The organism is Bradyrhizobium sp. CB1717 (genome assembly GCF_029714325.1).
In the GTDB taxonomy this organism is placed as follows: Bacteria; Pseudomonadota; Alphaproteobacteria; order Rhizobiales; family Xanthobacteraceae; genus Bradyrhizobium.
Genome location: NZ_CP121666.1, coordinates 2,430,394 through 2,444,076 on the forward strand (window position 1 = coordinate 2,430,394; position 13,683 = coordinate 2,444,076).

Here is a 13,683-nt window from a genome sequence, read left to right on the forward strand (position 1 = left end):
GACGCGGTCCCGCCGGTCCTCCGGAGCGAGCTCCATGACGGCCCGATGCAACTCGGTCGGAATTGTGAGGTGACTTTCCGGCGCCTTGTCCGCGCATTGCCAAAAGCGATCGAAGGCATCCATCACAAGTCCTCCCGCAGGCCCCGGAAGAACGGGTGCCTGACCTTTCCCTCGGCCGACTTCGCGCGATACTCGATCTCGGCCAGAAGTTTGGGTTCGACCCAGATGCCCTTGTGGTTGATGCGCTTGGCGTAGGGCTGGGTTCTTCGGATCAGCGGTTTAAGCCGCTTCTGCAGATCGGCGGCCGAGACCTTGTCGAAGCCGTGGTCGACTTTGCCGGCGTAGACCAGATCGTCGCCCTTGCGCCGGCCGACATAGAGGCCGTCCCACTTCGCGCCATCGAGTGCGAAGCCGGCAATGGTGAGCGTCTCCCGCTGCACGCAGGTCTTCTTGACCCAGTCGTTCGTGCGTCCCCTTGGATAGGCACTGTCCCGTACCTTCGAGACGACGCCTTCAAGGCCGATTTTGCAGGCGTGCGCAAACATCTCGCGTCCGTCTATCTCGAAACTTTCGCTGAACTGATGTCGGTGCCATTCAGGATCTTCTTGAGCTCAGCCTTGCGCTGAAAAAGCGGTAGCTTGCGGATATCGCGGCCGTTCAGGTAGAGCAGATCGAACGCCACCAGCACGATCCTCGTCGACTTGCCCTTGAGCTCGTTCTGAAGGACCGAGAAATCGGTCGTGCCGTCAGCGGCCGGTACCACGATCTCGCCGTCCACCACGGCCGAGTTCGCCTTGATCCGCCAGGCGTCATGGGCAACCTTCTTGAAACGGTGCGTCCAATCGTGGCCGCGGCGGGTGAAGATCGTCGCCGCCTCGTTGGCCAGATGGACCTGAACACGGTAGCCGTCGAATTTGATTTCGTGAATCCAGCGGGCCCCTGACGGCACCTTGTCGATCGAGGATGCCAGGGCCGGCTCGACGAAGCCGGGCAGGGGCGCCTTGAGGCCGATCGCCTCGGGCTTTTTACGCTGAAACGCCACTGGAGAACTCCACGCTACAGCCGATTCAAATTGGCACAGATCGAATCGTTCCGGAACCTCAGAATCCCATTCGCGTTGCTTGGATGTCACAACAGGAGGCACCCATGGCGGTAGCGAAGAAGACGAAGACGGCGCGCGGACGAAAACAGGACCGGGCGCGGGTGGCCGGTGGGCAGAACTATGAAGTACAGTACGAGGCAAAGAAGACCAGAAAGTCGGCATCAGCCGTTAAAAAGGCCGTCAAAAAGGTCGGCAATGCGCGCAAGCGCGTGGAGAAGAAGCTGAGCCGTTGAAAGGGGAAGGCCGGGCTGACGTTGATGTTTGTCACGGCCTCTAGTCCGGGGTGCATTCCGGGCAGGTATCACCGATCGAGTTCAGCACGTCACGAACCTCGGCCGCCGCTGCATCAGGGGAGACGCCTGCTGGCGGGGCTCCACGGGCGATATCAAGGGCCCGCTCTCGTGCATGCGGATCGGCGCGGTCCTGCATCCAGCCGTGCTCCTCGCACTCGCGGATGGCGCCGGCTTCCTGAAGCACGTGGATTGCCCATCCGCGCAAGGTGCGGATCACCAGCTGTCTCTGCTTGGTCATCAGCATTGAAGGTTCTCCCACGCTGGGACGAATCGTTTAGTCGCCCAGACGTTCCCCATCGCTGACACACGACTGGGATTCCGGATCGTGGGATCTCGTGGTCCTTCAAAGGCCGAATTCTTCCGCCCGGCCAGATGCTAGGGTGGGCAAGAACGAACAGAAGAACCGTTTTCCGATGCTTCAGACGTCCGAGCTCAGGTGGTTGCTCCTGCTCCGTTTTGCGCGTGCGGCTGTTGCCGCACCGGGCTCTCGTGAACCGAGCCGCGCAGCGTCTCGGCCTTGCGGCTTCGATCCCTCGCGCACGAGAAGATAGCGCCCTCGCGGGGCAGAAACGAAAAACCGGACCTTTATGCAGCAGCCACCTGCACAAAGGTCCGGCCTTATCTTAGCGTGCCGCGATACCAAACGGCTGCAAAGGAATCATACCCTTTGGGAAGGTCTCGCTATTCATCCGGGTTTGCGACCCGGAGGTGGCAATAGATCAGTAGCCGATATGACTACTTCTTCTTTGAAGTCTTCTTTGCCACCTTCTTGGTAGCTGCCTTCGCGGTCTTCTTTGCCTTCTTCGCTTTCTTGGCCATGTCGTCCTCTGTAAAGAATTGGCTCAGTGAACATGCTCACGCCGTGCATCGACATGCGCACGAGTGAGACGTTATCACAAAAGCAAAATTGATACCAAGCAGACGTGAAGCCGCATTGAGTCGCTCGCCGAAGGCACTCGCCCTCGGGCCTGCCGTCATCGCATGCCGGCGTCGCTATCACTGCCCTTCGGGTCGGGTGCCTTCTTAACCGGTCTCACGACTGCACTCGGTCCCGGGTCCCGCCGCTACGCGTCGGCGCTATGCTGACCCTCCTGCGGGTGCCTCTTTCGCCGCGTCCGCGAGTGGTGTTTGCTTTCGCTCCGCCCACAGGCCTCTCTTCCACAATTGTGAGACTCCTGTGAAAACGCCGGGCTGTTCTCGTATCATTGCCTGCATCACGTTCGCCCAGGTTTTGGCGCGTGCGGCCAGAGCCGCACCGGGCTCTCGTGAACCGAGCCGCGCAGCGTCTCGGCCTTGAGGCTTCGATCCCTCGCGCTAGAGCTTTGGTGCTCCTCGCCGGGGGCACTCGGGAAAGGGGCTCGCCTTTCGGCGATCGCTATCACTGCCCCGTTCCCGGGTGCCGCTATTGAACCGGTCTCGTCGCTGCACTCGGACCCGCGTGCCCCTTCGGGTCGCTATGCTCACGCTCTCCGGGTGCCATTTTCCGTTGAGGCGATGCGCCCTTGGGCACACGCCTGATCGGGCCTGGGTCCCAGGTAGATGGCGCTAGAGGCTGAAAGTAAGAGTGCAGGCTGGGTTTTTCCGTGACGGGTTACAAGCTGCGAGAGAGGCTCGTGGCGCCCGTCGCGGAGATCCGCGATGTCACACCCTAATGCTTGCGCGCGCGCCGACCACGACCGGGCGAACCTCTATAGCGAAATCACCGACAAGATCATCGCCGAGCTTGAGGCCGGACGCGTCCCCTGGGTCCAGCCCTGGGGTACGGCCGCGGCGAAAGCGCCGCTGGCCATGCCGAAAAACGCGTCGACCAACCGGCAATACAGTGGGGTGAATATCCTCATCCTCTGGGGAGCCGTAACCGAACGCGGATTTACAGGTCAAAGTTGGCTCACATTTCGTCAGGCGCTCTCGCTTGGCGGCCACGTTCGCAAGGGGGAGCGCGGCACCACAGTCGTCTATGCTGATCGTTTCGTGCCGGATGACGAAAAGCGCCGCGCCGCCGAGACCGGCGAAGACGCGCAGGCGATTCCATTCCTCAAGCGATTTACCGTTTTCAACGTCGATCAGTGCGCAGATTTGCCTGACGAGATGGCCACCGCTGCGCCGCCACCGCCGGCTGGCCTCATCGAACCCACGGTCGACGCCCTGATCAAGGCCAGCGGAGTTTCATTTCGGATTGGTGGAGATCGCGCATTCTACGCAACAGCCGAAGACTATGTTCAGGTCCCGCCGCCGCAGGCCTATTTCGAACCCATCAACTGGCACCGCACCGCGTTGCATGAACTCGGTCATGCGACCGGGCATCCCTCGCGCCTCAATCGCGACCAGAGCGGATCCTACGGTACGAAGAAATATGCCTTTGAAGAACTGGTCGCCGAGTTGAGTTCCGCATTCAGCTGCGCGTCGCTCGGGATCGTCCCGACCGTGCGCCATGCCGACTATATCGGCTCCTGGCTTGAAGTCCTGCGCGAAGACAGTCGGGCCATCGTGCGTGCCGCCTCACAGGCGAGCAAGGCCGTGGACTATTTGCTCGGCTTCGTTCCCGGGTCCATCGAGCTCCCGTCGCTGGATTTGGTTGTCGCCGATCACGAGACGGCGTGATGCTTGGCCTGGTGGCTGCGCGAGAGTGAGAGGAGGGGAGGCTGTTCGCGACGGGTTGGAAGCCGAGAGAGAGTCTCACGGCCGCCCGTCGTGGAGAGCCAAGATGACGAAAGCCGTACAAAAGATCACGCTGTCGCCTTCCCGGGACATCCCCTTCAACAAGCTCGTGCTCAGCCAGTCGAACGTTCGCCGCGTCAAGGCCGGTGTCTCGATCGAGCAGCTAGCCGAGAGCATCGCGCAGCGTACGCTTCTGCAAAGTCTGAGTGTCCGGGCCGTTGTTGATGAAGATGGTAACGAGACCGGCATGTTCGAGGTGCCAGCGGGCGGCAGGCGCTATCGCGCTCTCGAGCTCCTGGTGAAGCAAAAACGAAAGGCGCAGGCGGTACCGTGCGTTGTGCGTGAAGGGGGTATCGCCGCGGACGATTCGGTGGCGGAGAACGATGAGCGGGTCGGCCTGCACCCGCTCGATCAGTTTCGGGCCTTCCAGACACTCCGCGATCTCGGCATGTCCGAGGAAGACATCGCCGCCCGCCACTTCGTGAACCCAGCGATCGTGAAGCAGCGGCTGCGGCTGGCGTCGGTGTCGCCGAAGCTGCATGAGGTCTATGCCGAAGACGGCATGACTCTCGAGCAGCTCATGGCGTTCTCGGTCATGGCCGATCACGCCCGCCAGGAGCAAGTCTGGGAGAATGTCAGCCGTTCCGGCTATGACGAGTCTTACCAGATCCGGCGCTTGCTCACCGAGAACACCGTACGCGGGTCCGATCGCCGCGCCCAATTTGTGGGCCTTGATCCTATCAGAACGCGGGTGGCGGCGTTCTGCGAGATCTGTTCGAGCACGACGACGGCGGCTGGCTTCAGGACGTCGTGCTGCTCGACCGCCTCGTTACCGAAAAGCTCAAGGCCGAGGCTGAGACGATTGCGGCCGAAGGTTGGAAGTGGATATCGGTCGCCGTAGAGTTCCCCTACGGTCACACCCAAGGCCTATGTGAAATCGAGGGCAGACCTGTCGATCTCTCGTCTGAGGGGCAGGCCACCATTGATGCGCTGAATGCAGAGCAGGCGAAGCTGGAAGCCGACTACCAGGATGCCGACGAATTGCCCGACGAGGTGGATCAGCGTCTCGGCGCAATCGAGTCGGCACTGGCGGCATTCGAAGACCGGCCGATGCTTTACGAACCGACGGAGATCGCCCGAGCGGGTGTCTTCATCAGCATCGATTCCGAAGGACGGCTCTCCGTGGACCGGGGTTACGTCCGGCCGGAGGACGAGGTGCAGGAAATTGATCCTGATGTCGAGCAGGGCGCCGACGCGCCGTCGACCGAAGGTCAAGGAGAGGGTCCCTCCGTCGAGCGCACGGTGATCGCAGTCGCGGGAAGTGCTCCTGACGTCGAAGAAGTTGATGAGGACGCGGCCAGGCCTCTGCCGGATCGGCTGACCACCGAGCTGACGGCGCATCGTACGCTGGCATTGCGGGATGCGCTGGCAGAAAATCCAGCGATTGCGTTCCAGGCCGTGCTGCATAACTTCGTGCTGACGGCCTTTTATCGGTTCGCATCGTCGGGGAGCTGTCTTGAGATCAGCCTTCGCACGCCGAATTTTCCCGCTCAAGCTCCTGGGTTGAGAGAAAGCGTGTCTGCGAAGGCGGTCGAGGCGCGGCATGAGGCCTGGAAGGCACGGTTGCCGAAGAGCGAAAGCGATCTCTGGGATGCACTCACGGCTCTTGATGGTCGTGCGCAGGCATCGCTGTTCGCCCATTGTGCATCATTTGCCGTCAACGCCGTCTATGAGCCAGCGAATCGCTACAATCAGGGGCGCGTCTCCGCCAATGGCGTTCGCACGCGTCTCGACCAGGCTGAGGTGCTGGTCCGCGCAGTCAGACTCGACATGGCGGAGGTTGGTTGGCGACCGACCGTCGACAACTATCTCGGCCGGGTCACCAAGCCGCGGATTCTGGAAGCGGTGCGGGAAGCCAAGGGCGAGTCGTCGGCCCAACTGGTCGACCATCTGAAGAAGGCTGAGATGGCAAAGGAGGCCGAGCGTCTACTCTATGGCTCGGGCTGGTTGCCAGGGCCGCTGCGTCTCGTCGATCTCAATGCGGCGCCAGTGGTGCAGGAGGGCGAAGCGGGCCCTCTGCCCGACTTCCTTGCCGATGAGAAGGATCAAGAGAACGGCGGCGACGAAGATCCGCAACAGCTCGACGCGGCTGAGTGAAAACACTGAGCGGGACGGCTCCGGCCGTCCTGCGGTTGCTTGGGGACCGGTGCACAGTGCCGGTCCCCATTCTTATGGGTGAGGGCTCAGAGGGAGAGCTAGGCCGGGAAGGGTTTGAGCCGTTGGGGCGGAGGAGAGCGCCTGATGGTTCGACCCGTTCCTGCTCTCCGAAAGAAATCCTGCCATGACCGAATCTCTTGCCGGCGGCGTCGCCACGCCGCTCTCCATGCGTGCCGCTGCAAATCTCACCTCAGCCGCCGTCAGGGCCGCGCGACAGCTTCTGACCGAGCTCGAACGCGGCCGGCGCATCGATGCCGCTGTTCTGCGTAGCGCCATGGAAGCCGCCTTTGGCGCTTCGGACACAGCCGGCGTTTGGAACTGGAAAACCGCCTATGACGTCTGCGAGGCGGCAACCGTTCTGTTCCTTCGCAAATTCGGCCCGGCGATGCGCGCCAAGGCCGGCTCGACCGTCGCCATGCTACCGATGCTTGTGAAGGTCGCGAGCTGTTTGCCGACCCATACGCGGCGTTCCGAGGACAGTCAGGCGCTTCAGCAATTCTCGACACCGATCCAGCTCGGGCTTGCGGCATGCACCGCAGCCGGCATTGCGCCGGCCGATCGCGTCCTGGAGCCCTCCGCGGGGACCGGTTTGCTCGCCGTGTTTGCCGAGCTCGCCGGCGGTGCCTTGGTGTTGAACGAGTTGGCCGAGGCTCGCGCATCGCTGCTCGATCGTCTCTTCGCAAGCGTTAAGGTTACGCGGTTCGACGCCGCCCAGATCGACGATCATCTCGACGCCAGTGTCGTACCGAGCGTCGTACTGATGAACCCGCCGTTCTCCGCGCTGGCGAATGTCGATCGACGGATGGAGGATGCGGCTCTCCGTCACATCGCTTCATCGCTCGGGCGTCTTTGCGACGGTGGACGCCTCGTCGCGATCACCGGCTCCGGCTTCGCACCGGATAACCCAGCATGGCGAGAATCCTTTGTGCGGCTCCAGGAACGCGGACAGGTGGTGTTTTCCGCCGCGATCGACGGCACCGTTTACGCGAAGCACGGAACACAAATCGACACACGGCTGCTTGTGATTGACAAGCTGCCCGCTGCCGATCCGACGGCTTTTCCAGCTTCGCCAGGCATGGCGGCCGACATCGCTACCTTGCTCGAATGGGTGAACCAGCATGTGCCTCCAAGGCTGCCCGTCGCCATGTCTCCGGAGATCGTCGCTATCGAGCGGCCGGCTATGTCGCGATCGCTGGGCGCCGTTGCACCACGCTCATCGTCTTCTTCGAGAGACGCCGCGCCAGAAGGCGTCGAACTTACGTACGAGACGGTTGAATGGTCGCCGCCAGAAGGCGCCCGGCTGACTGATGCGCTTTACGAGGAATACGCACTGCAATCGATTCGTATTCCCGGATCGTGCGCACACCCGACCAAACTCGTGCAGTCCGCGGCGATGGCGTCCGTTGCGTCACCGAAGCCATCGTATCGTCCGTACCTGCCTTCGACTCTGTTGGCAGACGGAGTTCTGTCGGACGCTCAGCTCGAGAGCGTCATCTATGCCGGCGAGGCACATTCCGAGTTTATCGCGGGCTCCTGGACGGTCGACGCGACCTTTGATGTTTTGGCCGCCGCGCGCGACGACGCGGAAAATGCGGTCCGCTTTCGCCGCGGCTGGTTCTTGGGCGATGGCACCGGGGCGGGCAAGGGGCGGCAGGTCGCGGGGATCCTGCTCGACAACTGGCTCAAGGGCCGCCGCCGTGCGATCTGGATCAGCAAGTCCGACAAGCTGATCGAGGACGCGCAGCGCGATTGGTCCGCGCTCGGCATGGAGCGCCTGCTGGTTACGCCTCTTTCTCGCTTTCGACAGGGCACCCCGATCCGGCTTGCGGAAGGCCTCCTATTTACCACCTACGCCACGCTAAGGACCGACGAGCGTGGCGAAAAGCTTTCGCGCGTCAGGCAGATCGTCGAATGGTTGGGCTCGGACTTCGACGGAGTGATCATCTTCGACGAGAGCCACGCCATGCAGAATGCGGTCGGGGGCAAGGGCGAGCGCGGCGATCAGGCGGCCTCTCAGCAGGGGCGCGCGGGCTTGAGGCTTCAGCACGCCTTGCCGAATGCACGCGTGGTTTATGTGTCGGCGACGGGCGCCACCATGGTTCATAACCTCGCTTATGCCCAACGCCTCGGCCTTTGGGGCGGCGCCGACTTTCCGTTCGCCACCCGCGCCGAGTTCGTCGAAGCAATCGAGGAGGGCGGCGTCGCGGCCATGGAGGTGCTGGCGCGCGACCTCAAGGCGCTCGGACTCTACGCGGCCCGCTCGCTGTCTTACGAGGGCGTCGAGTACGACTTGGTGGAGCACCAGCTTACGCCGGAGCAGGTTCGCATTTACGACGCCTATGCCGGTGCGTTCAGCGTCATCCATAATAACCTCGATGCGGCGATGCGAGCCGCCAACATCACAGGCGCAACGGGAACGCTGAACGGGCAGGCCAAATCTGCGGCCCGCTCGGCCTTCGAGAGCGCGAAGCAGCGCTTCTTCGGTCACCTCCTCACCTCGATGAAGACGCCGTCTCTCATCCGATCGATCGAGCAGGATCTTGAGGGTGGACACGCAGCGGTCATCCAGATCGTGTCGACGGGCGAAGCGCTGATGGAGCGCCGGCTCGCTGAGATCCCGACCGAAGAATGGGGCGACATCCAGGTCGACATCACGCCGCGCGAGTATGTCCTCGACTACCTCGCTCATTCCTTCCCAGTCCAGCTCTACGAACCCTTCACCGACTCGGAAGGTAACCTCTGCTCCCGGCCTGTCTATCGCGACGGCCAGCCGGTCGAGAGCCGGGAAGCCGTCGCACGACGCGACCGCCTCATCGACAAGCTTGCCTCGCTACCGCCGGTACCCGGCGCGCTGGATCAAGTCGTCCAGCGCTTCGGCACCGACATGGTCGCCGAGGTCACCGGCCGCTCGCGCCGCATTGTGCGCAAGCGCGACCGGCTGGTGGTCGAAAACCGAGCCGGATCGGCCAACCTCGCGGAGACTTCGGCCTTCATGGATGACGTCAAGCGGATCCTTGTGTTCTCCGACGCGGGCGGCACAGGGAGGAGCTACCATGCCGAACTTTCGGCTCGGAATCGCCGCCTGCGAGTCCATTACCTGCTCGAGCCCGGCTGGAAGGCCGACGCCGCGATCCAGGGGCTCGGCCGGACCAACCGGACCAACCAGGCGCAGCCGCCCCTGTTTCGTCCGATTGCGACCGACGTGAAGGCCGAAAAGCGCTTTCTCAGCACCATTGCCCGCCGGCTCGACACGCTGGGGGCCATCACGCGCGGCCAACGCCAGACCGGAGGGCAGGGCCTGTTCCGGCCCGAGGACAACCTTGAAAGCCAGTACGGCCGCGACGCGTTGCGTCAGCTCTACACGCTGCTCGCGCGAGGCAAGGTCGACGGCTGCTCGCTTGGGAGCTTCGAGGATGCGACCGGTCTGAAGCTCATGGATGCCAATGGGCTCAGGGATGACCTGCCGCCGATCACGACCTTTCTGAACAGGTTATTGGCGCTCACCATCGGCCTACAGAATGTGCTGTTCACCGCCTTCGAGCAGCTCTTGACCGCTCGGATCGAAGGCGCGGTTGCATCCGGCACCTACGACGTGGGGTTGGAAACCCTCCGTGCCGAGAGCTTCGTCGTCACCGACCGGCGGACGATCTATGAGCATCCGGGGACCGGCGCTGAGACCCGGCTGCTCACGGTCGCCCAGCGCCAGCGCAATCATCCGGTGAGTCTGGATGACGCTCTTGCACGTCTTTCCGATCGTCAGGCCGTCCTGCTCGTCAATGAGCGCTCGGGAAGAGCCGCCGTGCAGGTCCCTGCGACGAGCGTCATGCTCGATGACGGCGAGATCGAGCGGCGCGTCCGTCTGATCCGGCCGATGGATCAGCACACGGTTCCCTTGACCACCATGGCCGAAAGTCATTGGGACGAAGCAGATTGTGAACGCTTTGCCTCGACCTGGCTGGCGGAGCTTGCCGAGGTCCCCGAGTTCACGGAAAGCACGATCCACGTCGTGGCGGGCTTGCTGCTACCCATCTGGAAGCGGCTGCCGAACGAATCGACCCGCGTCTATCGGCTCCAGACCGATGCGGGCGAACGCATCATCGGCCGCAAGGTTTCGGCCGCGTGGGTCGCAAATGTCCTTGCCGCAGAGGCCCCTTCACTGACGCCGGGCGCTGCCTTTGCTGCGCTGATGGAGGGACGGACCGTTCTCGAACTTGCGGAGGAACTTCAGCTTCGTCGGGTTCGGGTGATGGGGGCATATCGCATCGAACTGTCGGGCTTCCACGACACGATGCGCGATCGCCTGCGGGCTTACGGCCTTTTTGGGGAGATCATCTCCTGGAAGCTGCGCATGTTCGTGCCCACGGACGCGAGCGGCGTGGAGGTCCTGTCGAAAGTGCTCGACACGTATCCGCTAGCGCGCATCAGTGAGCGGGAGGCCGCCTAATGTCCCGCGATGCTTCCGAACTGGCACGCCGACTCGCGCGCGACGCCGAAGCGGTGTGCCGACACTATCTCTCCAATGGCAGGCGGGCGGGGCGGTACTGGGTGGTGGGCGACGTCCACAACACGCCCGGCCGCTCGTTGTTTGTGCGGCTCCAGGAATCGCCGAAGGGCTTCGCCGGCAAGTGGACCGATGCCGCGACCGGGGAGCATGGCGATCTCCTCGATATCATCCGCGAAAGCCTTGCCTTGCGAGACTTCCGCGAGGTCGCCGAGGAGGCGAGGCGCTTTCTGAAGCTGCCTCGTTCTGAGGAGCAGTCACTCCCGAGACCGGTTCGTACAGTCGTGCCGGCCGGATCGCAAGAAGCCGCTCGTCGACTTTTTGCGATATCCGGTCCGATCGAAGGGACGTTGGCGGAAACGTATTTGCAGCGTCGCGGAATAGCCCACATCCACCATGCTGGCAGCCTCCGCTTCCACCCACGTTGCTACTATCGGCCCGACGATCATTTGCCGACCGAAGCCTGGCCGGCGATGATAGCCTCTGTCACGAACCTCGAGGGACGGATCACCGGTGTGCATCGCACCTGGCTAGATCCACACGGCTTTGATCGCGTGCGGCTCGGCAAGGCCCCGATTGACACGCCACGACGGGCCATGGGCGACTTGCTTGGTAACGCCGTTCGCTTCGGCGTGGTGGACGACGTACTCGCTGCGGGCGAGGGGATCGAGACGATGCTTTCGCTGCGCTACGTGTTGCCGACCTTGCCCATGACCGCTGCTCTCTCGGCCAATCACCTCTCAGCCATGTTGCTGCCTTCTGGCCTACGCCGACTCTATATCGCCCGCGACGCAGATGCCGCTGGAGATGCCGTACAGGCAGTTCTCACCCAGCGCGCGGAAGAGGTCGGCATTGCAGCCATCCCGCTGTCGCCTCGGCTGGGCGACTTCAACGAAGATCTGCACATCTTCGGCCTCGAGGCCCTCCGAGCAGCGTTGCTCCTTCAACTCGTACCGGAGGACGTCGTCCGCTTCCTGCATTCTCCGACGGTAGCTGCGGAATAGCCCGTGCACTTCGATCGGGGTCGACAGCCCGGTCACGACGCGTCCAATGCCGGAAGAGCACGCGACCACGGCCTTCTAGAGGGCGATCGGACGGCAAGCGGCTCGGGCCGGCAATGGCTGCGACCGGCTATTTTCCGCCGCCCGCCGGCGACGAGAATACACATTAACCATCTAGCGAGCGCGCTTTGCATCGCGAAGCAAAATAGCCGGCCTCCGCCATCCTCCGCTGCCGCTGCGGCCCTCCGCTCCGCTCCGGGTTCTGGCCCGCTCCGCCTGCCGTCTGAGTGATCGCCACGAAGGCCGCGATGGTCGCGGCCGATCCAGCAAAGGATCGCTCCATGACCGAGCACGACGACATCGAACCGCCGCACGCCGCATCTCCAACCGACCATGCTCTCACCGAATTGCAGCTCTTCGGCTATCGCGCCTTTGACGACGAGCCCGATCCACGGCCGCTTCCCGAGGGGAAGATCATCGCCGGCGCCGTCGCCGATATCTTTGACGCCCTGGTCGTAACGTTGAGCGACACACGGCTTGAACCGGACCTCGACGATCTGCTCTGGTCGACCGTCAACCTGTTCCATCGGGCCGTCGCCCGCGTTGGTCGCCAGCTAGACGATAATGAACAGGCGCAGCGGAAGAGCCAGCGCGAGCAGGACGGCTCCGAAGTTCGATCAGTCGAACTCGAGCGCGTCACGGCGGAAGGCATCACGCTGATTGAGCGTCGCAACTGCCTGGAACTCTTCCGTGACCAGGCCATCGGGCGCTTTGAGACTCACACCGGCTCATTCTGGCGCCCTCGATCGGGATCGCTGGTGAACCATCGTACGCTGACCGCTTCGATGATCGATTCCCGCGACTTCATCGCGGCCAAGCGCCGCGCCGAAACCGAGGTCATGTTGCCGCCTGGTCCGAAGATCGCACTCACCGGCGGGCTCGACTTCAACGACCACCACCTCATCTGGGATCGTCTCGACAAAGTTCACGCCAAGCATCCCGACATGGTCCTGCTCCATGGTGGCTCTCCGAAAGGGGCTGAACTGATCGCCTCCAAATGGGCGACCACCCGCAAAGTGCCCCAGATCGCCTTCAAGCCCGATTGGACGAAACATGCCAAGGCGGCACCGTTCAAGCGCAACGATGCCATGCTCGAACTCCTGCCGATCGGTGTCATGCACTTCCCGGGCACGGGCATCCAGGACAACCTCGCCGACAAGGCGAAGCGGCTCGGCATCCCCGTCTGGAGGTTCGGCGGCGCGTGAGCGCCTTCTTCCAGCCTCTAAACGGCGAAGCGGAGTTGCATGCGCCGCAACTCCGCCTCGTTTCGGACTCATATCCAGAGTTGCGCCGTGGTGGTGGTGGAAGGCGCGACTGGTAGATCTATGGACATGGAGCCACCACCATGCTCGCCCTTGGGCTTGTTCTCAACACACTCGGCATTGGCTTATTCTGCTGGGCAATCTTTGCGCTCGCTGTGTATGCCCTGCCGTTTTTCGTCGCACTAAGTATCGGGATGACGGCGCTTCACAGCGGCGCTGGTTTGATCGGTGCGCTGCTTATCGCGACAGCCGGCGGTGCGCTGACGCTCGTCCTCGGCCAAGTCGCCGTCGCTGTTACTCGGCCCTTGGCCTTGCGCATCGCGATCGCGACAGCATTCGCTGTTCCCGCCGCGGTCGCCGGCTATCATGTGGTATTCGCCGTGTCGCAGATCGGGGTGCTTTCGCTGACTTGGCGTGAGGTCTTCGCTTGCCTGGGCGCCGTTTGCGTTGGCGTGACGGCGTGGATGCGCTTGATCGCTTTGGCGGAGACCGCCCGTTCGAGCGGGATGGGGGTAGTGGAGAACCCGTCCTAACCAGTTCTTACGGCCACATGGCCAGAGGGGGCGACCTTGTCCCCCTTCATCGTCGA

At 63.0% G+C, this 13,683-nt stretch carries 8 protein-coding genes and 2 pseudogenes; 7 read left to right on the plus strand and 3 right to left on the minus strand.

Features of this window, described 5'->3' with window-relative positions; genetic code table 11:
• Positions 1–122: 122 nt before the first annotated feature.
• Positions 123–1,042 (minus strand): annotated as a pseudogene (gene ligD / locus QA649_RS11510) (non-homologous end-joining DNA ligase).
• Between the two features lie 104 nt (positions 1,043–1,146).
• Here ligD and QA649_RS11515 point away from each other — a divergent pair.
• Positions 1,147–1,335, plus strand: coding sequence for a DUF3606 domain-containing protein (locus QA649_RS11515; RefSeq protein WP_283024276.1), 189 nt, complete (start codon positions 1,147–1,149; stop codon positions 1,333–1,335).
• Positions 1,336–1,375: 40 nt separating this feature from the next.
• Here QA649_RS11515 and QA649_RS11520 read toward each other — a convergent pair whose 3' ends face one another.
• Together QA649_RS11520 and QA649_RS11525 are read right to left on the minus strand one after the other, a co-directional pair.
• A complete protein-coding gene (locus tag QA649_RS11520) occupies positions 1,376–1,639 on the minus strand; it encodes a hypothetical protein (RefSeq protein ID WP_283024277.1) in 264 nt (87 codons plus the stop codon).
• Positions 1,640–2,080: 441 nt separating this feature from the next.
• A complete protein-coding gene (locus QA649_RS11525; protein WP_283024278.1) occupies positions 2,081–2,254 on the minus strand; it encodes a hypothetical protein in 174 nt (57 codons plus the stop codon).
• Between the two features lie 779 nt (positions 2,255–3,033).
• Between QA649_RS11525 and QA649_RS11530 the strand changes: the two genes are divergently transcribed.
• The 6 genes and pseudogenes from QA649_RS11530 (at position 3,034) to QA649_RS11555 (ending at position 13,627) form a co-directional block, all read left to right on the plus strand.
• Positions 3,034–3,996 (plus strand): zincin-like metallopeptidase domain-containing protein, encoded by a 963-nt coding sequence (locus tag QA649_RS11530; protein ID WP_283024279.1) that lies wholly within the window; start codon positions 3,034–3,036, stop codon positions 3,994–3,996.
• A gap of 103 nt (positions 3,997–4,099) precedes the next feature.
• Positions 4,100–6,210 (plus strand): annotated as a pseudogene (locus tag QA649_RS11535) (ParB/RepB/Spo0J family partition protein).
• A 184-nt stretch (positions 6,211–6,394) separates the two neighbouring features.
• A complete protein-coding gene (locus tag QA649_RS11540; RefSeq protein ID WP_283024280.1) occupies positions 6,395–10,714 on the plus strand; it encodes a bifunctional class I SAM-dependent methyltransferase/DEAD/DEAH box helicase in 4,320 nt (1,439 codons plus the stop codon).
• Complete coding sequence (locus QA649_RS11545) at positions 10,714–11,775, plus strand: toprim domain-containing protein (RefSeq protein WP_283024281.1); 1,062 nt, start codon at positions 10,714–10,716, stop codon at positions 11,773–11,775. Before QA649_RS11540 ends, QA649_RS11545 begins: the two co-directional genes overlap by 1 nt.
• 338 nt (positions 11,776–12,113) lie before the next feature.
• On the plus strand, positions 12,114–13,037 hold the full coding sequence (locus QA649_RS11550; protein WP_283024282.1) for a DUF2493 domain-containing protein: 924 nt from the start codon (positions 12,114–12,116) through the stop codon (positions 13,035–13,037).
• A gap of 140 nt (positions 13,038–13,177) precedes the next feature.
• The gene (locus tag QA649_RS11555; protein ID WP_283024283.1) at positions 13,178–13,627 is read left to right on the plus strand and encodes a hypothetical protein; all 450 of its coding nucleotides are present in this window, start codon (positions 13,178–13,180) and stop codon (positions 13,625–13,627) included.
• Positions 13,628–13,683: the final 56 nt, after the last annotated feature.